The sequence below is a fragment of the Amycolatopsis sp. NPDC003731 genome (genome assembly GCF_053586895.1).
In genome coordinates, this window is the sequence record NZ_JBSFNC010000027.1 from 18,191 (window position 1) to 37,243 (window position 19,053).

At 70.9% G+C, this 19,053-nt stretch carries 20 protein-coding genes and 1 tRNA gene; 7 read left to right on the forward strand and 14 right to left on the reverse strand.

The window, feature by feature from the left end; translation table 11 throughout:
- The first annotated feature begins 60 nt into the window (after nt 1-60).
- The gene (locus ACWDN5_RS14155) at nt 61-1,971 is read left to right on the forward strand and encodes a multicopper oxidase family protein (RefSeq protein WP_449676583.1); all 1,911 of its coding nucleotides are present in this window, start codon (nt 61-63) and stop codon (nt 1,969-1,971) included.
- Nucleotides 1,972-2,249: 278 nt separating this feature from the next.
- Here the strand turns inward: ACWDN5_RS14155 and ACWDN5_RS14160 are convergent.
- Nucleotides 2,250-2,323 (reverse strand) — tRNA-Ile (locus ACWDN5_RS14160).
- A gap of 184 nt (nt 2,324-2,507) precedes the next feature.
- Here ACWDN5_RS14160 and ACWDN5_RS14165 point away from each other — a divergent pair.
- On the forward strand, nt 2,508-2,774 hold the full coding sequence (locus tag ACWDN5_RS14165) for a hypothetical protein (protein ID WP_310972530.1): 267 nt from the start codon (nt 2,508-2,510) through the stop codon (nt 2,772-2,774).
- Between the two features lie 41 nt (nt 2,775-2,815).
- Here the strand turns inward: ACWDN5_RS14165 and ACWDN5_RS14170 are convergent, their stop codons facing one another.
- Nucleotides 2,816-3,319, reverse strand: coding sequence for a hypothetical protein (locus tag ACWDN5_RS14170; RefSeq protein WP_449676584.1), 504 nt, complete (start codon nt 3,317-3,319; stop codon nt 2,816-2,818).
- Between the two features lie 134 nt (nt 3,320-3,453).
- Here ACWDN5_RS14170 and ACWDN5_RS14175 point away from each other — a divergent pair, with 134 nt between their 5' ends.
- Nucleotides 3,454-3,717, forward strand: coding sequence for a hypothetical protein (locus ACWDN5_RS14175; protein ID WP_449676585.1), 264 nt, complete (start codon nt 3,454-3,456; stop codon nt 3,715-3,717).
- 16 nt (nt 3,718-3,733) lie between these two features.
- On the opposite strand, the gene ACWDN5_RS14180 is transcribed toward ACWDN5_RS14175, so the two are convergent.
- Entirely contained in the window at nt 3,734-4,708 is a 975-nt protein-coding gene (locus ACWDN5_RS14180) for a bile acid:sodium symporter family protein (RefSeq protein ID WP_310972533.1), read from the reverse strand.
- A 96-nt stretch (nt 4,709-4,804) separates the two neighbouring features.
- On the opposite strand from ACWDN5_RS14180, the gene ACWDN5_RS14185 reads away from it, so the two are divergent.
- A complete protein-coding gene (locus tag ACWDN5_RS14185; RefSeq protein ID WP_449676586.1) occupies nt 4,805-5,638 on the forward strand; it encodes a LysR substrate-binding domain-containing protein in 834 nt (277 codons plus the stop codon).
- On the opposite strand, the gene ACWDN5_RS14190 is transcribed toward ACWDN5_RS14185, so the two are convergent.
- Complete coding sequence (locus ACWDN5_RS14190; protein WP_310972679.1) at nt 5,635-6,231, reverse strand: sigma-70 family RNA polymerase sigma factor; 597 nt, start codon at nt 6,229-6,231, stop codon at nt 5,635-5,637. The two genes, ACWDN5_RS14185 and ACWDN5_RS14190, sit on opposite strands and share 4 nt — an antisense overlap.
- A 147-nt stretch (nt 6,232-6,378) precedes the next feature.
- On the reverse strand, nt 6,379-6,867 hold the full coding sequence (locus ACWDN5_RS14195; protein WP_310972535.1) for an RNA polymerase sigma factor: 489 nt from the start codon (nt 6,865-6,867) through the stop codon (nt 6,379-6,381).
- A gap of 517 nt (nt 6,868-7,384) precedes the next feature.
- Between ACWDN5_RS14195 and ACWDN5_RS14200 the strand changes: the two genes are divergently transcribed.
- The gene (locus ACWDN5_RS14200; RefSeq protein ID WP_310972536.1) at nt 7,385-7,648 is read left to right on the forward strand and encodes a WhiB family transcriptional regulator; all 264 of its coding nucleotides are present in this window, start codon (nt 7,385-7,387) and stop codon (nt 7,646-7,648) included.
- Between the two features lie 132 nt (nt 7,649-7,780).
- Here ACWDN5_RS14200 and ACWDN5_RS14205 read toward each other — a convergent pair whose 3' ends face one another.
- Nucleotides 7,781-8,785: an RNA polymerase subunit sigma-70 gene (locus ACWDN5_RS14205; RefSeq protein WP_449676587.1), complete on the reverse strand. Its 1,005-nt coding sequence runs from the start codon at nt 8,783-8,785 to the stop codon at nt 7,781-7,783.
- A gap of 39 nt (nt 8,786-8,824) precedes the next feature.
- Here ACWDN5_RS14205 and ACWDN5_RS14210 point away from each other — a divergent pair, with 39 nt between their 5' ends.
- Nucleotides 8,825-9,568, forward strand: a complete 744-nt coding sequence (locus ACWDN5_RS14210; RefSeq protein WP_449676588.1) for an SDR family NAD(P)-dependent oxidoreductase — start codon at nt 8,825-8,827, stop codon at nt 9,566-9,568.
- Between the two features lie 209 nt (nt 9,569-9,777).
- A complete protein-coding gene (locus ACWDN5_RS14215; RefSeq protein WP_449676589.1) occupies nt 9,778-10,989 on the forward strand; it encodes an LCP family protein in 1,212 nt (403 codons plus the stop codon).
- A gap of 4 nt (nt 10,990-10,993) precedes the next feature.
- On the opposite strand, the gene ACWDN5_RS14220 is transcribed toward ACWDN5_RS14215, so the two are convergent.
- The 8 genes from ACWDN5_RS14220 to ACWDN5_RS14255 form a co-directional block, all read right to left on the reverse strand.
- The gene (locus tag ACWDN5_RS14220; RefSeq protein ID WP_449676590.1) at nt 10,994-12,190 is read right to left on the reverse strand and encodes an acyl-CoA dehydrogenase family protein; all 1,197 of its coding nucleotides are present in this window, start codon (nt 12,188-12,190) and stop codon (nt 10,994-10,996) included.
- A gap of 1 nt (nt 12,191) precedes the next feature.
- A complete protein-coding gene (locus ACWDN5_RS14225; protein ID WP_449676591.1) occupies nt 12,192-13,097 on the reverse strand; it encodes a 3-hydroxyacyl-CoA dehydrogenase NAD-binding domain-containing protein in 906 nt (301 codons plus the stop codon).
- Nucleotides 13,094-13,840, reverse strand: a complete 747-nt coding sequence (locus ACWDN5_RS14230) for an acetoacetate decarboxylase (protein ID WP_449676592.1) — start codon at nt 13,838-13,840, stop codon at nt 13,094-13,096. The genes ACWDN5_RS14225 and ACWDN5_RS14230 overlap by 4 nt, the downstream gene beginning before the upstream one ends.
- On the reverse strand, nt 13,837-14,580 hold the full coding sequence (locus ACWDN5_RS14235; RefSeq protein WP_449676593.1) for a crotonase/enoyl-CoA hydratase family protein: 744 nt from the start codon (nt 14,578-14,580) through the stop codon (nt 13,837-13,839). Before ACWDN5_RS14235 ends, ACWDN5_RS14230 begins: the two co-directional genes overlap by 4 nt.
- A 14-nt stretch (nt 14,581-14,594) precedes the next feature.
- Nucleotides 14,595-15,731 carry a CaiB/BaiF CoA transferase family protein gene (locus tag ACWDN5_RS14240; protein ID WP_310972544.1) on the reverse strand — a complete coding sequence of 379 codons (1,137 nt, stop codon included), beginning with the start codon at nt 15,729-15,731 and terminating at the stop codon, nt 14,595-14,597.
- A 120-nt stretch (nt 15,732-15,851) separates the two neighbouring features.
- The gene (locus ACWDN5_RS14245; protein ID WP_310972545.1) at nt 15,852-16,757 is read right to left on the reverse strand and encodes a LysR family transcriptional regulator; all 906 of its coding nucleotides are present in this window, start codon (nt 16,755-16,757) and stop codon (nt 15,852-15,854) included.
- A gap of 219 nt (nt 16,758-16,976) precedes the next feature.
- Nucleotides 16,977-18,335: an ATP-binding protein gene (locus ACWDN5_RS14250; RefSeq protein ID WP_449676594.1), complete on the reverse strand. Its 1,359-nt coding sequence runs from the start codon at nt 18,333-18,335 to the stop codon at nt 16,977-16,979.
- Nucleotides 18,332-19,018: a response regulator gene (locus ACWDN5_RS14255; RefSeq protein WP_449676595.1), complete on the reverse strand. Its 687-nt coding sequence runs from the start codon at nt 19,016-19,018 to the stop codon at nt 18,332-18,334. The genes ACWDN5_RS14250 and ACWDN5_RS14255 overlap by 4 nt, the downstream gene beginning before the upstream one ends.
- Between the last annotated feature and the right edge of the window lie 35 nt (nt 19,019-19,053).

Sequence of the window (19,053 nt, forward strand, 5' to 3'; positions counted from 1 at the left end):
CGCCGGCCCGCTGGAAGCCGTGCGGATCACCGGTATTCACCCGTGCCCGGAGGGTTCCGCATGGCCGAAGCAGATTCCGTCGACCGGCGCACCTTCCTCACCGCCGCGGGCGTTGTCGCGGGGGCGGCCTTGGCCGGTCCCAGTGCCCCGCGGACGGCGTCGGCGGCCACCGCGCCGCCGGTGGCGCCCCACTTCGGGCTCACCAAGTTCCTCGACCCGCTGCGGATCCCGCCGGTGATCCAGGCGCATTCGCGGCGGTACCAGGGTGACCTCACGGTCACCATGACCACCGCGCGGACGCGGCTGCACTCCCAGTTGCAGGAGAGCACACTGTGGACCTACGAGGGCCATTTTCCCGGCCCGACCATCGAAGTCCGCAGCGGGAAGCGGCTGCGCGTCGCGTGGGCGAACGAACTGCGGGGCACGGTTCCGCTCGTGGCGGTGCGGGCGCCGTACGCCGTGCCGACGCCCGCGAACCAGCCCGGCTACCGCGCCGCGGACGGCAGCCTGCCCGCCGGGGTGGAGCTGATCGAGGGCGTCGCCGAGCTGCCGCCGTGGAACGTCGTGCACCTGCACGGCGCGCTGACGAACGCCGGTAACGACGGCTGGGCGCACAACGGTATTTCGCCGGGGCACACACAGCTCACCGAGTACCCGAACCACCAGGCCGCCACCGCGCTCTGGTACCACGACCACGCGATGGCCGTGACGCGCTTCAACGTCCACTCCGGACTCGCGGGCCTGTACCTGATCCGCGACGACGAGGAGGACCGGCTGCGCCTGCCCGGTGGTGACCACGAAATCCCGCTGGTGCTCGCCGACCGCAACTTCGACACCGACCCGGCGACCGGCGCGCTGACCGGCCGGCTGCTGTTCAAGTTCCAGTACCTGCCCGCGTCCGGCACGACGGCTCCGGTGACCGGCCCGTTCACCTTGGTCAACGGCGGCATCTGGCCGCACTTGGACGTCGACGCGCGCTGGTACCGCTTCCGGGTGCTGAACACGGCGAACGGCCGGTACTTCCGGCTGGACCTGGTCGACGAGGCGGGGGTGGTGCACAACGACGCGGTCCGGATCGCCGGTACGGACGCGGGGCTGCTGCCCGCGCCGGCGGCGGTGCCGGCGGGTGGGCTGACCCTGACCCCGGCCGAGCGTGCCGACCTGCTGATCGACTTCAGCCGGTTTCCGGGGCAGCGGTTGCGGCTGGTCAACACGGGGGCCTCGATCGAGCCGGACATCATGGAGTTCCGCGTCGAGAGCCGGCGTCGCCCCGAGCCGTTCCGGGTGCCGGCGCGGCTGTCCGCTTCGTACGCCCGGGTGGAGCGGGTGCCGGAGGATCACGACGAGGTGTTCGTGGCGACGACGCCGCCCGGGGTGGCGGGCCGGCCGCACCCGGAGATGTGGGAGCTGAAGGAGATCACCGATCCGGCGGAGTTGCCGGCGCGGTTCCCGGCGGAGGGTGTTCTGCAGGTCACCGATCCGGTGCTGGGGCGGGTGCGGACGTTCCGCAGGGTGGCGCGCATGTTCGACGACGCGACGACGATTTTCGTCGACCGCGGCCGTTGGGTGGTGTGGAACTTCTTCCAGCTCGGTGGTGCGCCGCACCCGATGCACATCCACATGGCGCGCCTGCAGCTGCTGACCAGGAGCAAGTTCGCCGACCTGAGTGCGTTCGACATCGCGGCGGGCGGAACAACCCGCCCGCTGCCGGCCCCGGCGGCGGGCCGGCCGGTCGAGAGGCACGAGGAGGGCTGGAAGGACACGTTCGACGTGTGGGCGGGCGACTGGATCCGGGTGGCGGGCAGGTTCGAGGAGGCAACGGGTTCATTCATGTACCACTGCCACATCCTCGACCACGAGGACGAGGGGATGATGCGCCCGTTCGTAGTCCACCCACCCGAGATAAGCCGCTTCCACATGCACCCGGCCACCCCAGGCCACCCAACCATGCCCGCCCACGAAGGCCACTAGCCCCACCAAACGGCCCACCCACCCACCCACCCAACCGGCGACCCCTCCCCGCCCGGACGACCGCCCGCTCACGTTTCGCCCCAGACCGAATGGTGGGCGCACGCACCCGGCCGAGGTCGGCTACGAGGCCCCGAAGGAAGATCACAACGCAAACCAGCCACGACGGGGGTCCGGGGGCAGAGCCCCCGGGCGGGGTCTGGGGGTTGCACCCCCAGAGAACACAACGAAGCGAGAGAGCCCACCGAAGGCGCGAAGCGCCGAAGGAGGGCTCACGAGAGTAGGGCGGGCGGGGCTCGAACCCGCGGCCAAGGGATTATGAGTCCCCTGCTCTAACCAACTGAGCTACCGCCCCTGGTTCCGGCGTGCACTGGCAGCCCGAGGTTTGCATGTGCACAGAACACCCAGTTCGCTTCAAGTTATCACAGCGGCCATCCGGGCAGATCCGGTAGGCCAAACAGGTTGTAGTGGCCGCCGAGCGGCGCAGGCTCGTCTAGGTTGCAAGGGCGTCACCGCTGACCGGAACGGCGGGAGTGAGAATGGGCTCTGCCACCTCGAGTTCCTGGGCCGCCCGGCTGGCGTTGCTGGACGCATTCGCCGCGGGGGCCGGCCTGGGTTACCTCGCAAACGTGTACCGGGAGGTCGTCTTGGCGAACCCCGGGGTGATCGGCGTGACGCTGCTGCTCGTGTTCGTTTCGGGTTACTTGGTCCGCGTGGCCGTGCGGGCGTTGCGGCGCGCGGGTTCGCGGGTCGACGCGATTTTCGCGGAGGAACTGGGAAAGAAGCCTTCGCCCCGCCCGCGGTGACGGAAATTCCCCGCGGGCCGGACGAAAACCGCGGATTCCGTTCAGCTTCCGCCGCCGCTGGGGGTGGGCGTCGGGAAACCCGAAGTCGGCGGGAGAGTCGTGCTGGGCGTGGGTGTGCGCGTCGGGGTCGAGGTGGTTTTCGGCGTCGAGGTGACCGGCGGTGTCGAGGTCGGTGCTCCCGTCGGTGCGTAGGCCGCATAGCCGAACCGAACCTGGCTGAGTATCTGTGGCATGTCCGTGAAGGCCATCGCCCGCACCCGGAACGTGGTGGCGGTGTAGGAACCCTGCACGGTGCTCAGCATGAAGCCGTTGGCGCCCTCCGGTGTGATCTGGGAGAGCAGGACCACCTCCGGTGTCACGCCGAGGCTGTGCGAGACCGTGCAGTAGCCGGCGTCGTCGGTCGTGCAGGTGGCCTGCGCCGTTTGGACGAGCGGTGCCGCTGACGGGCCGGCGGCGGCCGACGCGCCCGCGAACGCGACGGCGCCCGCCGTGACCGCCGCGGCTCCGGCCAGTGCGGCGAGTGCGGTTCGTGCTTTGTTCCCCATGAGGTGTCCTCCAGAGTGGTGATGCAGCGCCATCGCTGCACCGCACTCTGCCGTTACCGCGTACATCGGGCTTGTACGACGTCTGTACGCGGCCGATGGACGCTCTCGCCGACGTTCGGACCAGGAGGCGAGCCGTGTCCCAGAACCCCGTCCCGTGCATCACTTCGAGAGCGCTCTTCCAGGGTTACACGATCCTCGGCAGCAGTCTGTACACATTGGACGGATCGGGGCACGCCGACGCCGCCGACATCGACTCCTACGTGACGCGCATCGACATGAACACCGGCACGGTGCAGGACCGCGACCTCACCCGGGCCGTCGGTTTCGGTTCGCGCAGCAGCATGGACAACGTCAACCGCTACGCGAACCTGTTCTGCAAGAACGTCTTGGTGGGGTGATCCGGCCACCACGGGATCACGCCGGAACGAGCTCCCGGTCCTCCGCGGCCGCGTACCGCCGGGCCAGGGTGGCGCAGACGATCAGCTGGATCTGGTGGAACAGCATCAGCGGCAGCACGATCAACCCGACCTGCGCGTGCCCGAACAGCACCGTCGCCATCGGGAGGCCGCTGGCCAGGCTCTTCTTCGACCCGCAGAACACGATGGTGATCCGGTCCGCCCGCGCGAAGCCCAGCAACCGGGCGGTCCAGCCCGTCGCGCCGAGGACCGCCGCCAGCAGCACGCCGCACACCACGAGCAGCACCAGGAGGTGACCCACGTCGAGCCGGTGCCAGATGCCCTCCGTCATGCCCGCGCTGAACGCCGTGTAGACCACCAGGAGGATCGAGCCGCGGTCGACGAGCTTCAGCGGTGCGGCGTGGCGGGTGATCCAGCCGCCGATCCACCGGCGGGCCAGCTGGCCCGCCACGAACGGGGCCAGCAGCTGCAGCACGATCCCGAGCACGGCCGAACCGTCGACGCCCGCGCCGTCGCCGGCCAGCAGGAGGGCCACCAGCAGCGGCGTCAGCACGATGCCGGCCAGGTTGGACAGTGAGGCGCTGCAGATCGCGGCCGCGACGTTGCCGCGGGCGATCGAGGTGAACGCGATCGACGACTGCACCGTCGAGGGCAGCACCGCCAGGAACAGCACACCGGCCGCCAGCTGGTCCGGCAGCACCGACGGCGGCAGCAGGAACAGCGCGAGGCCGAGCAGCGGGAACAGGACGAACGTCGCCGCGAGCACCACCGCGTGCAGCCGCCAGTGCCGCAGCCCGTCGAGGGCTTCCTGCGTCGAAAGGCGGGCGCCGTACAGGAAGAACAGCAGGCCGACGGCGATGGTGGTGGCGATGCCGAAGCCGTCGGCCACCGCGCCCGAGGCGGGCAGCAGGGTGGCGACGCCGACGGTGGCGAGAATCGCGAGGACGAACGGGTCGAGACGTAACCGGGACATGGATCTCCTTCCGCAGCAATTCTCGGCGCCCTCGCGTTCATTGTGAACCACGATGACCGAACTGACTGTCATCGCGAATCGCGATAGGCTGGCCCGGTGCTGGACCCCCGCCTGTGCCGTTCGTTCCTCGCCGTCGCCGAGACGCGCAGCTTCACCGCGGCCGCGCGGCGGCTCGGCGTCGGCCAGCCGACGGTCAGCCAGCACGTGCGGCGGCTCGAGCGCGACTCCGGCGGCCTGCTGTTCGCCCGGGACACCCACACGGTGGAACTCACCGCGCGCGGGCAGGCGATGCTCGGGTTCGCGCAGACGATCGTCGACACCGAAGAGCGCGCGGAGCGGCACTTCCGCGGCGCCGAGCTGCGCGGCCGGGTGCGCTTCGGCGTCTCCGAGGACTTCGCGCTCGGCGAGCTGCCGGAGATCCTGCACCGGCTGCGCCGCAGTCACCCGCTGGTGGACGTCGAGCTGACCGTCGAGCTGTCGGACGTCCTGGCGCAGCGGCTGCGCGCCGGGCAGCTGGACCTGGTGCTGGGCAAGCGCCGCCCCGGTGCGCACCACGGCCGGCTGCTGTGGCGGGAGCCGCTGGTCTGGATCGGGTCGGCGGCCACCGTGCTGGAGCCGGGCCAGCCGGTGCCGCTGGTGCAGTACCCGATGCCGTCGATCACGCGCCAGCTGGCGGTGGAGGTCCTCGAACGCGCCGGGCTGGAGTGGCGCGCGGCGTGCCAGACGTCGAGCTTGACGGGCCTGCGCGCCGCGGCGGCGGCCGGTCTGGGGGTGACCCTGCACGCGCGCAGCCTGGTGCCGGCGGACCTGACCGAGCTCGACGGGCTCCCGGACCCCGGGGACATCGAGTTCATGCTGCTGGCCCGCGCGTCCATGGAGGGCCCGGCGGCGGCGTTGGCGGAGTTCGTCCTGGAGCGGGTGCGGCGTTAGGACTCTTCACCGGTGAGCAAGCGCCGAAGCCGGCCCAAGGCGCGGTGCTGCGCGACGCGGACCGCCCCCGGCGTGGAGCCCACCGCGGCGGCCGTCTCCTCCGCCGACAACCCGACCACCACCCGCAGCACGACGATCTCCCGCTGCTTCGCGGGCAGGACGTCCAGCAGCCGGGCCAGGCGCTCGTTCAGCTCGAACCGCAGCGCCCGCTGCTCCGGCCCGGCCACTTCGCTCACGCCGTCCGGGACCTCGGGGACCGGGTCGCTGCGGTTGCGGGCCGCGGCGCGGTGGGCGTCCGCCACCTTGTGCTGGGCGATGCCGTAGACGAACGCCAGGAACGGGCGGCCCTGGTCGTGGTAGGACGGCAGCGCCGTCAGCACCGCGAGGCAGACCTCCTGGGCGACGTCGTCCGCCGAAGCGAACGAGCGCTCGTGGCGGCCGACGCGGGCGCGGCAGTAGCGCACCACCAGGGGCCGGATCGTGGCGAGCAGGCGCGCGGTCGCGACGTCGTCGCCCGCGATCGCGGCGGCGACCGGCTCGTCGTGGCGGCGCCAGTGCGGGGGGAACGCTTCGGCGGGCTGCGCCGCGGCGATCTCCCGGACGAGCGCCCGGCTGCGCACCCGCAGCAGGGTGCCCTCCACGTCGAGCCCGGCGCGCAGCGAGTCGTGCAGGGCGGCGTTGGACTCCCGGAGCTGCTCGGTGATCGCCCGATCCCCGTACTCGGTTGCCGGCATTTCCCCTCACCTTTCCCTGTCCCGCTGGTCGCCGGGCCGGGCGGCCCGGACTCGCCTGAGGCGTTCCCGCACGTGGCGGAGGGTGGACCGGACGGTCGCGGGGGCGATCCGGAGCGCGTCCGCGATCTGTGACGGCGTGAACCCGTCGAGCGACCACGCCAGGACCATCCGCTGCTTGCCCGGGAGGGCGGCGAGCAGGTCGATCAGCCCCGCGTGCTGCTCGACCAGCCCCGCGAGCTCCTCGTCGTCCCGCGGGTCGCCGGCCAGGGTCCAGTCCGCCCGCGCGTCGCCCGGGGCCTCGATCAGCCGCCCGGCCACCCGGCGCACCCAGGCCCGCGGGTCTTCGGCGGTCGGCCACGCCTCCAGCGCGTGCAGCATCGCCTCGGCGGCGACGTCGCGCGCGGTCTCGACCTCGAACCCGGCCTTGCAGAGGAACGCCACGAGGGCCGGGAAGTCGGCGCGGAAGAACGTGTCGAACTCGTCGTGACCGCACACCTGACCCCACCACCCCTCGCCCTCACAAGGACAGGTGCAGTGAGTCGCCCGCTACGTGTAACGATCCGATCAAGACTCCTCGGTAGGAGTAATGGACCGCGTTGTCTCGGTGACGGCTGGTGACGAACGCCCCGGCCGCCCCTCCGCGCCCGGCGACGTCCGGGCCCGCGAACGGCGGGTTCCGGACAGCGGGCACCGCGATCGCCCATCGCCGCGTTTCGATCACGCCGAGCCGGAAACCCCTACCGGACAACGCAGAAGCGGACCGGCGGCGGCCGGTCCGGAGTCGCCTGACGGCGTGCGGAGTTCGCCGATCGGGTGACGTGATCGACATCGAGATCCCGGGAAGAAGGGCGTACTCTCATGTGTTGCAGTCTTGGTTGCCCGGAGGGTGAGCCGGGAACCGAAGCCAAAACCTCCTTGACTCAGGCGGATACGCTCGCGCGTCCGCCGAAGTTAAGTCGGTTGACGCGCCCCAACAATGGGAAGCAGTAAGAGAAGGAGGTGAACGAAGGAAATGGAAGCCACGATGACGGGCTGGGCGGAACTCGCGGCCTGCAAGGACGAGGACCCGGAACTGTTCTTCCCGATCTCCGAGGTCGGCCCCGGCGCCCGGCAGACGGCGCAGGCGAAGGCCGTGTGCGCGCGCTGCCCCGTGCGCGCCGAATGCCTCGGCTACGCGCTCGACAACGGCCTTGACCACGGCGTCTTCGGCGGCACCACCGCGGACGAACGCCGCCGGCTGGTGCGCACCGCGCCTGAGCGGCACCGAGTGGCCTGACCGCCGCCCGGTGACCTCTCCCGGCGGCCTCGAGCACCACACGAATCCGGAAGAAATCCGATTCCGGCCGTGTGCGCGCCCGGGTGGGTGATTCCCCGTGAATCACCCACCCGGGCTTTTTACGCGCGATATCTATGCGCCGCTTTGCATCTTTCCGGCCGGTCCGGGGTCGTCGCGCCACGTCTCCGGCAGGCCCCACGCCGCCGCCGTGGCCGACTCGAACGCGGCCATCGCCGTGATCGACCCGGCCTCCACGGTGAACAGGGTGACCCCGAACCACCGGTGATCGTGCTCTCCCGGGCGTTTCAGGTAGGTCGCCACCGCGGGCTGGCGGTTGGCCCGCACCGGCCGCATCCGGAACCGCCCCACGCAGTCCGGCGACGCCGGGTCCAGCGAGAACGAGAGCGCCCGGACGATCGAGGCGCGGTTGCCGAACCACAACGTGTACGGCGGCATGATCGCTTGGGCGTCTTCGTGCAGCAGCCGGGCCACCGCCGACACGTCGCCGGCTTCGTACGCGGCGATGAACCGCTTCAGCAGCGCCGCTTCCTCGGCGGTCGGGTCGCCGACCGTCCACTCTGTACGCCGCGGGGGCAGTCGTTCACGCAGTGTCGCCCGGGCCCGCTGGAGCGCGCTGTTCGCCGACGCCACGCTCGTTTCCAGCGACGCCGCCGTCTCCTTCGCCGACCAGCCCAGCACGTCCCGCAGGATCAGCGCCGCCCGCTGCCGCGGCGGCAGGTACTGGACGGCGGCCAGGTAGGCCAGCTCGATGGTCTCCCGGTCGACGACGGCGTCGTCCGGGCCCGCGCCGTCGAGCAGCCGGTCCGGGTACGGCTCGAGCCACGGCAGGTCGGCGGCCGCGATCGGGCCGTCCGGCTCCCCGGCCGGGCCGAGCTGGTCGGGCAGCACCCGCCGCGGACGGCGGGCGAGGACGTCGAGGCAGGCGTTCGTCGCGATCCGGTAGAGCCAGGTGCGCACGCTCGCCCGGCCCTCGAACCCGTCGCGGGCCTTCCAGGCGCGCAGGAACGTCTCCTGCGTGAGGTCTTCGGCATCGGCCAGGGAGCCGAGCATCCGGTAGCAGTGCACCTGGATTTCCCGGCGGTGCCGTTCGACGAGCGTCTCGAAGTCCTGACCCACCCGAGAACGCTAGCGCACCCCGGCTGCGAGACTGCTGCCATGAGCGGAACGGTATTGGTGCTGGGCGGCCGCAGCGAGATCGGACTGGCCGTGGCGAAACGCCTGGTCAGCGGGGACACCCGGCGGTTCGTGCTGGCCGCGCGGCCGGGTGCGGACCTGACCGCGGAGGTCGCCGCGCTGCGCGAGGCCGGCGCCGAGACGGTGGAAACGGCCGAGTTCGACGCCGACGACCTCGCCGCGCAGGGCCCGTTCCTCGACAAGGTGGCGGCCGCGCACGGGCCGCTCGAGACCGTCGTGCTCGCCTTCGGCATCCTCGGCGACCAGGCGCGCGCCGAACAGGACGCCACGCACGCCGCCGCGATCGTGCACACCGACTACGTCGCCCAGGTCGGCGTGCTGACCCACGCCGCGAACCTGCTGCGCGCGCAGGGGCACGGCCGGCTCGTCGTGTTCTCGTCGGTCGCCGGGGTGCGGGTGCGCCGCGCGAACTACGTCTACGGCTCGGCCAAGGCCGGTCTCGACGGCTTCGCGAGCGGACTCGCCGACGCCCTGCACGGCTCGGGCGTCCACTTGCTCCTCGTGCGCCCCGGTTTCGTGATCGGCCGGATGACCGAAGGCATGACGCCGGCGCCGTTCTCCAGCACGCCGGACCAGGTGGCCGAAGCGACCGTCGCGGCGTTGCGGCGGGGCCGCGGGGTCGTCTGGGTGCCCGGAATGCTCCGTCCGGTCTTCTTCCTGATGCGCCTTCTGCCGCGCGCGATCTGGCGCAAGTTGCCGCGGTGACGCGATAGCGGGGACCATTGTGGCCGGTGCCACAGCGCATGTTCGTGCACACTTCCTCACCGTGCGTCGCAAAACCGGCCGAGAGGCCCGAATCCGCTCGGCCGATCGGGCAGCGTCACAGCTTTCCGACAACTTTCTCAGCTGATTCCCAGCTAACGCGGTGATCCTCGAAGGAGGGGAAGTCGCCAGAGGGAAGCAAGGGGAAAGCCGTGCTGTTGTCGTCGCGGGGGCGCCGCATCGGCGGCCGGGTCGCGCTCGGCGTCGTCTCGACGGTCGTGCTCGGCGCCACCGGCTACCTGTGGACGCAGCTGAGTTCCCTGGACTCCGGCATCGTCACCGCCGACGTCATCCCGCCGGCCGCGCAGCTCGACACCGAGGACACCCCGCCCGGCGAGCCGTTGCCGGTCGCCCAGAACATCCTGCTCGTCGGAATCGACGCCCGCACCGACGCGTACGGCAACCCGTTGCCGCAGAACGTGCTCGACGCGCTCCACGCCGGTGGCGGCGACGACGGCGGCGACACCACCGACACGATGATCGTCGTCCACATCCCGGCGGGCGGCGCCGCGGCCACCGCCATCTCGATCCCGCGTGACTCCTATGTGGACATCGCGGGCGGCTACGGCAAGCACAAGATCAACTCGGCCTACAGCCGCGGCAAGAACGCTTCGATGTCCGGTTTGCGCGCCCAGGGGCTCTCCGGCGCGCAGCTGGAGGTGGCGGCGAACGAAGCGGGCGCGAAGACGGCGATCCAGACGGTCGAGAAGTTCACCGGGCTGACCATCAACCACTACGCGGCGATCAACCTCGCGGGCTTCGACGCGCTGTCGCAGGCCGTCGGCGGCGTCGACGTCTGCCTCAAGGCACCGGTGCACGACAGCTACTCCGGCGCGGACTTCCCGGCCGGGACGCAGACCCTGTCCGGGGCGCAGGCACTCGCCTTCGTCCGGCAGCGTCACGGGCTCCTCAACGGCGACCTCGACCGCATCGCGCGGCAGCAGGCGTTCCTGTCCGGGATGGCGAAGAAGGTGCTCAGCGCCGGCACGTTCACCGAACCGTCGAAGCTGAGCTCGCTGGTCAGCGCGGTGCAGGGCTCGGTGGTGCTGGACCGGGGCTGGGACATCCTGAGCTTCGCGCAGCAGCTGCGGGGGATGACCTCGGGCGCGATCGCGTTCGCCACCATCCCGGTGCAGAGCCTGTCGCTGGCGACGCCCTACGACGGTGACGCGGTCAAGGTCGACCCCGCGCAGGTCCAGCAGTTCGTCCGGACGGCGATCAGCACCGCGGCGGTGCAGGCCTCGGGTGACGACACGACCGGCGGCGTGAAGCCGGTGGCCGCCACCGGGACCAAGGCGCCGGCTCCTCCTTCGTCGGACACGAAGCAGCCGGCGACCAATACGGCCGCCGGCTGCGTGAACTGAGACCTCACACGAAGGCGCTCTGCCCGGTGATCGCCTTGCCGACGATCAGGGTGTTCATCTCGCGCGTGCCCTCGAAGGAGTAGATCGCCTCGGCGTCGGCGAAGAACCGCGCGACGTCGTACTCGAGCACGATCCCGTTGCCGCCGAAGATCTCCCGGCTCCAGGCGACGACCTCGCGCATCCGCGCGGTGACGAACGCCTTCGCCAGCGACGAGTGCTCGTCCTGGAAGATCCCCGCGTCCTGCAGACGGGCCAGCTGCACCAGCATGCCCCAGGAGGCGGTGATGTTGCCGAGGCTCTTCACGAGCAGGTCCTGCACCAGTTGGAAGCGGGCGATCGGCTGGCCGAACTGCTTGCGCTCCTTGGCGTAGTCCAGCGCGAGCTCGTAGGCGCCGACCATCACGCCCAGCGCCTGCCAGGCCACGCCGCCGCGGGTGGCGCGCAGGATCTCGGCGACGTCGCGGAAGGAGTTGATGCCCTGCAGGCGGTTCTCCTCCGGCACCCGCACGTCGGTCAGGGTGATTTCGGCGTTTTCGACGATCCGGAAGGCGGTCTTGCCCTGGATCTTCTCCGCCACGAACCCCGGCGTGCCCTTCTCGACGACGAAACCCTTGACGTTGTTGTCGTCGAGGTCCCGCGCCCACACCACGACGTAGTCGGCGAAGGTCGCGTTGCCGATCCACTTCTTGGCGCCGTTGAGGACCCAGGTGTCACCGTCTCGCTTGGCGGTGGTGCGCATGCCGCCGGCGACGTCCGAACCACCGAGCGGCTCGGTCATCGCGAACGCGCCGATCTTGTCCATCGCGGCCAGTTCGGGCAGCCACCGGTCGCGCTGCTCCTGGCTGCCGCCGGAATGGATCGAGTACATCGCAAGTCCGTTGTGGACACCGAAGAACGTGGCGACCGAAGCGTCCGTGCGGCTCATCTCCATCGCCATCATGCCGGTGAGCAGGTGGCTGACCGCCGGCTTGTGCTCGCCGTAGCCTTCGTAGGGCAGGCCCGCGAGACCGCTCTCGCGGAACATCCCGATGAGCTCCTTCGGGAAGGTGCCGGCCTCCCAGTTCTCGTTCACCAGCGGCTTGACGTCGGTGCGCATGAAGTCGCGGGCCTGGACCAGCAGCTTGAGCTCTTCGTCGCTCAGCAGCGTCTCGTAGTTGTAGAAGTCGGCGGTCAGCTGGTCTTCGAGTCGTGCCATGCTCATGTCAGTTCTCCTCCACTGCGGTCAGGACGGCGAGCTGCTTGCGGTCGCGCGTCTCGGCGAGTTCCGAGTACGTGGAGGAGCCGTAAGCCTTTTCGACCGCTTCGATGAGCCGTTCCTGCTCTTCGGGGCTCTGGCTGGGGTTGCCCAGGCCGGCCCACATCTGCTTCATGGACTTGCCGATGTGCTCGGCCATGTGCCGGTAGCCACCGGGGCCACCGCCGAGGTGCGAGCCGAGGAACGGCCCGACCGTGGCCCAGCGGATGCCGAGCGAATTCGTCATCACCTTGTCGAGGTCCTCGGGCGTGACGACGCCCTGCTCGACGAGGTAGATCGCCTCGCGGCTGAGCGCGTTCTGCAGCCGGTTGCCGACGAACCCGGGGATCTCCTTGCGCTCCACGACCGGGGTGCGGCCGAGGAAGGTGTAGAAGTCGACGGCCTGCTGCACGGCCTCGGCGCTGGTGCGCTCGCCGGGGACGACCTCGACCAGGGGGATCAGGTGCGGCGGGTTGAACGGGTGTCCGATGAGGACCCGGCTGCCGTCGATTCCGCCGGTGAACGCCGTCGAGGGGATGGCGCTCGACGAGCTGAGCAGCAGCGCGTGCTTCGGCGCCTCTTCGACGAGCTGCCTGAAGAGGTCCTTCTTGAACTCGACGTTCTCCGGGCCGTTCTCCTGCACGACATCCGCGTCCCGCACGGCTTCGGTGACGTCGGCGGCGATCCGCACGCGGCTCGCCAGCTCGTCGGCGGTCGTGCCGAGGTGCGGGGCGAACCGGGCCAGCGCGGTTTCGACGGCCTCGGCGAGGTCGGGACGGGGGTCGGTGACCCGGACGGTCAGGCCGTGGTGGGCGAACAGCGCCGTCCAGGACAGGCCGATGGTGCCGGCGCCGATGACTGCGGCGTTCTTCATGCCTGGGCTCCCTTCAAGTAGTCGAAAACCGGCTTGACCGGGGCGAGCGTCAGGTCGGTGAGAACGTGGCTCGCGGAGACGACCTCCAGCACCGGCAGGTCGGCCAGCGGGGCCAGGACGTGCTGGAACAGCTGGAGCCGGGCGGGAGCGGTGTAGGCCTCCTTGACCACGACGTCGGTGATCTCGGTGCGGACCAGCTCCTGGACGCGCGGGGCGCCGTCGTAGCCGGGGATGGTCTTGAGCATGAACGTCGGGACGGTGATCTGGCGTTCGGCCTCGCGGGCGTCCAGTTCGTGGTGCTTGTAGCCCATGGTCGCGGTGGCCACCCGCAGCGTCCCGTAGTCCAAGGTGCCGACGAGGACGCCGTTGTCGACATAGAGGTTCGGCGACCCGGCAGTCTTCGGGTACGCGCTGACCTCGCGGCCGGACGCGGTGGCCGGGAAGTTGTCGAGGTACATCGCGTGCTGGTACTCGCCGCGCTCGCCGTCGAAGCTGACCTCGATCGCCTGGCCGGACTCGGTGTACGGGCCGTAGCCGGAGACGTCGCCCATCTTCATGACCTCGAAGCGCACCAGCGGTTCCTCGACCCGCAGTGGCTCCGGGACGACCGCGCGCAGGACGTCGGCGTCGGTGCGGTAGACGATGTTGAGGTACTCGCGGTTCGTGAACCGCGGGACGACGGGCGCGAACGCCGGGGCGGTCAGCGGGGTCGTCACGTGCCGGCGGACTTCTTCGATCTTCATTCGCCTGTCCACTTCGGAGCGCGGCGTTCGGCGAAGGCGGTCATGCCCTCGCGGACGTCCTTGGACTGCATCAGGTTCTTGATCTCTGCGCGTTCCGCGGCTTTGGGGTCCGTGGCGCGCACGATCTTCTTGACGGCTGCGAGCGCGAGAGGCGCGTTCTCCGCCAGCTTCTCGGCCAGGCCGACGGCGACGGCGGCGGCGTCACCGGGCGCGGTCACGCGGTTGACCAGCCCGAGTTCGCCGGCGCGGCGGCCGGTGACGGGCTCACCGGTGAGCAGGAACTCCATCGCCAGGTGGTGCGGGATCCGCTGGGGCAGCCGGACCACGCCGCCGCCCGCGGCGATCAGGCCGCGCTTGACCTCGGGCAGGCCGAACTCGGCGTCTTCGGCGGCGACGATGAGGTCGCAGCCCAGGGCGAGTTCGAACCCACCGCCCATGGCGAACCCTTCGACGGCGGCGATCAGCGGCTTGGTGAGCTCGGCTTCGGTCAGGCCGCCGAACCCGCGGCCGGGGATCTCCGGGGACTCGCCCTTGAGCGCGGCCTTGAGGTCCATGCCCGCGCTGAAGGTGCCGTCGGCGCCGGTGAGGACGCCGGCCCGGAGCGTGGGGTCGCTCTCGAGGTCGTCGAGGGCGGCGGCCAGCCGAGTCGCGACGGCGGCGTTGACCGCGTTGCGGGCCTGGGGCCGGTCGATCGTGATCAGCAGGGTGCTGCCGATCCGTTCGGTGCGTACTTCACTCATGACTCTTGCTTCTTTCAGAGTTCCGCGAGGACTTCGGCGGTGTCCTGGCCGGCCAGCGGGGCCAGGCGGCGGATCGAGCCGGGCGTCGCGGAGAACTTCACCGGGATGCCGACCGTGCGGATGGTGCCCTCGCTCGGGTGCTCGACGGTGTCCAGCAGGTGGCCGTCGCGGACGTACGGGTCCTCGTGGGCCCGGTCCAGCTCCAGCACCGGCGCCATCGGGATGCTGTGCTTCGCGCAGACTTCGGCCCACTCCTCGGTGGTCAGCGCCGGGGCGCACGCGGCGATCTGCTCGGTCAGCCACTCGTTGTCGGCGCGGTTGATGGCGTCGCCGTTCACGCGCGGGTCCTCGGCGAGGTCGGGGCGCTCGGCCGCGGCGAAGAAGTCGCGGAAGTTCTTCGGGTTGTAGGGGATGACGCAGGCGAGGCCGTCCTTGGTGCGGACCGCGGCGTGGCCCTTCGTCATCGACAGCGCGAAGCCGGTGGGGCTTTCGGCCGGTTCGAAGGTGTGCCCGGCGAGGTGCTCGACCAGGTTGAACGCGATGAGCGTGTCGGTCATCGGGATCTCGATCTGCTGGCCCTGGCCGGTCTTGTCGCGGTGGACCAGCGCGGCGAGCACGCTGTAGGCGATGGTCAGCGACGACACCTTGTCGCCGATGATCGTCGGCAGGTAGACCGGCTCGCCCAGGGCCCGGTTGGCCACGTCGACCAGGCCGGAGGAGGCCTGCACGGTCTCGTCGTAGGCGGCGTTGCCGGCTTGGGGGGAGTCGCTGCGGAAGCCCTGCGCGTGGGCGTAGACCAGGCGGGGGTTGCGCTCGGCGACGTCGGCGTAGTTCAGGCCGAGGCGGCTCAGCGCGCCGGGGCGCATGTTGGTGATCAGCACGTCGGCGGTGTCGATCAGCTCGAGGGCCTGCGCGCGCTCGGTCTCGTCCTTGAGGTTGAGGGCCACGCTGCGCTTGTTGCGGTTGACGTTGAGGTTCAGCGCGGTCATGCCGGGCGTGGTGCGGTACTCGCCCACCCGCACGGTGTCCGCGGGGGACTCGATCTTGATCACGTCGGCGCCCAGGTCGCCGAGGATCTGGGCCGCGTACGGGCCCATCACCACGGTCGAGAGGTCGATCACGCGCACGCCGTCCAGCGGTCCGGTCGTCATGTGTTTCCGTCCTTTCGCGCCTTGCTGCTTCGCTCTACTTACGAACGTAGGCGCGTCCGGCGGGAAAGGGAATGATCATGATGCGAACAATGGTATGACTCTGGTGGTCATACCATTGTTTCAGCTGCTGAGCGGTTCGGCGAAGATCTCTTTTGCGGCGTCGACGAGGTCCCGCAGGTCGCCGTCGGTGCGGTCGCGCCGCCAGAGCAGGCCGGTGTCCAGTTGGGGGCGGAAATCCGTGAAGGGCAGCACGGTGACGTTGTCGAGCCGGTAGCCGTGCATCGGGGACTTGGCGTCGAGCATGGAAATGGAAAAGGCTTCGCCGCTGGAGATGATTTCCGACGTCCCGCCGTAACCGGTGTTGGTCAGCCGGATGCGTTTCTTGACGCCGAGTTCGTTCAATTGATGATCGAGCTGGTCGAAATAGGCGGGGACGATTTCGCCCGGTGAGGCGACGTACGGGAATTCGGTGAGCTCGGCCAGGCTGACGGACTCCCGGCCGGCGAACAGGTCGGCCGGGACGACGGCGCCGAGCCGTTCGGTCATCACGGGCAGCTGTTCCAGCGCGGGATCGGTGACCGGCAGGCGGGCGAGGGTGAGGGCCAGCTTGCCGTCGTGCACGCCCTGGACGAGGTCGGCGGTCGTACCGGGCCACCGCTTGAGCTCGTATTTCTCCCGTACGCGCTCGGCGAGCGCGTTGACGCGTTCCCGCAGATCGGGGTGCACGCCGGCGGGCATGCCGAGGAAGAGCGTGCTGCGCTGCGGCTTGGTGGCTTCGGCGAGTTTCCACGGAATGGCGCTGACCTGCTCGAGGACGTCCCGCGCGAGCGGAAGAAGGGCGGCCCCGGCGTCGGTGAGGGTGACGTGGTGCGTGCTGCGGTCGAACAGCTGCTGCCCGAGTTCGTGCTCGAGATCCTTGATCCGCTGGCTGAGCGGCGACGCGGCCATGTGCAGCTTCCGCGCGGCCGCGGAGAAGTTCAGTTCCTCGGCGACCGCGACGAAGTAGCGCAGGTGCAGCATCTCCATGCCCCGACCCTACGGCCCACCCGTGTCGACCCTCCAATCACGCATGATGACCCTCCAATCACGCGAGTTCCGCCCTCAATCACGCGAGTCCCCGTACCGGACCGGCGAACTCGCGTACCCAGGCGGACGACTCGCGTACCTGGATGGACGACTCGTGTGATCCGGCGCGCATCTCGCGTGATTGGGGAGCCATCTCGCGTGATTGGAGGGTCAACACGGTCAGGAGGCGAGGGGGAGGGTGAGGGTGAAGGCGGCGCCGCCCTCGGGGGCGGGGCCGGCGGTCATGGTTCCGCCCATGCGGGTGACCAGGGCGTGGACCAGGGCCAGGCCGATGCCGGAGCCGACCGGGCGGCGGTCGCGGTAGCGGGCGTTCAGGACGCCTCGCTCGAACGCCACCGGGTAGTCCTCCGGGGCCAGGCCCGGGCCGCCGTCGCGGACCGACAGCGACGCCGAGACCCCGTCGCAGGCGAGCCAGAACACCATCGGGGCGCCGGCGGGGGTGACGCGCAGGGCGTTCTCGGCCAGCCCGTCGACGACCTGGCGGAGCCGGCGGGCGTCCGCGAGCACCGGCACCGGCGACGGCGGCACCGAGACGGACAGCCGGACGTCCTGGGCCAGGCACCGCAGCTGCCACACCTCCGCGCAATCACGAACCAACGACGCCAGGTCCAGCGAAGCCATGTCCAGCCGGAACTCGTCCGCGCCCAGCCGGGCCAGCTCCAGCAGGTCCTCGACCAGCCGCGAAAGCCGCGCGGCCTCCCGCTGGATCGTCTCGCCCGCGCGCACCGCGTCGGGGCCCGACGCGACGCCGTCCGCGATCGCCTCGGCGAAGCCCGTCACCGCCGTCAGCGGCGTCCGCAGCTCGTGCGACACCGACAGCAGGAACTCCCGCTGCCGCGCCTCGCTCACCGCCAGCGCGTCGGCCAGCGAATTGAGCGACCCGGCCACCTCCGCCACCTCGCGCGGCCCCTGCACCGGCACACGCACGTCCCGCCGGCCCGCCCGCAGCGAGCCCGCCGCCAGCGCGGCCCGGCGCAGCGGGCGGCCCAGCAGCCATCCGGAGACGAACCCCGCCACGGCCGCCACCGCCAGGCCGATGCCCAGCGCCAGCAGGATGTTGCGCACCAGCGCCCGTTGCGTCGCCTGGGCGTTGCGCGTGGGCAGGACCAGCGCGAACGCCGCCCCGCGCGACCCGACCACCCGCGTCTCGACCAGGTACTGCGACCCGGCCACGGTGACGCGCTGCGACTTGTCCGCACCCAGACCGGCTTTGACGGCGGCCTGGACGGCGACGGCGTCCCCGAGCGCCTGCCCGCCCGCCCGGCGGACCACCACCGAAATGCCCTGCCCGCGCACGACGTCGGCCACCTTGCCGACCCCCAGCCGATTGCCGATGCCCGTTTCGTCCAGTTGCGACGCGACGACGTCGGCCTGCGCGGCCAGCGTCGACTGCAGCACGTTGTCCGCCGTGGTCCGGATCAGCCGGGACGCGACCAGCCCCGCCACGATCACCGCGACCCCGGCGACGGCCAGGCACACCAGCGTGATCCGCCCGGCCAGGGACCCCCGGAACTTCATGCCGGATCCGCCGCGTACCCGATGCCCCGGACCGTCCGGATCGGACTCGACGCACCGAGTTTCGCCCGCAGCTGCGCCACGTGGACGTCCACCGTGCGCGTCCCCGCCGCCGCGGCGTACCCCCAGACGGCGCTCAGCAGCTGGTCGCGCGAAAGCACCTGCCCCGGGTGCCGGAGCAGGTGCGTCAGCAGGTCGAACTCCGTGGACGTCAGGAACACCTCGGCGTCGCCCGCCCAGGCGCGGCGGCTGGTGAGGTCCACCCGCGCCCCGCCGACGGTCAGCACCGAGGCGACCGGCGTCGCCCCGGAGGCCCGCCGCAGCACCGTCCGGACCCGGGCGGCCAGCTCGCGTGGGCTGAACGGCTTGGTGAGGTAGTCGTCCGCGCCGATCTCCAGGCCCAGCAGCCGGTCGAGCTCGTCGTCGCGGGCGGTGACGAACAGCACCGGCGTCCAGTCCCCGGCCGCGCGCAACGCCTTGCAGATCTCGATACCGTCCATTCCGGACAGTCCGATGTCGAGCACGATCGCCACCGGCTTGAGCCGCCGCACGGCGTCCAGCGCGCGGCCGCCGTCGGCCTCGACGTGCACGCCGAAGCCGTCGCGCTTGAGGTAGAGCGCCGCCAGCTCGGCGATCGCGGCCTCGTCCTCGACCACGAGGACGAGGCCGCGTCCCGGTGACCCCATGCCTGCTCCCGTCTCCGCCGTGTTCAGAGGGGAGA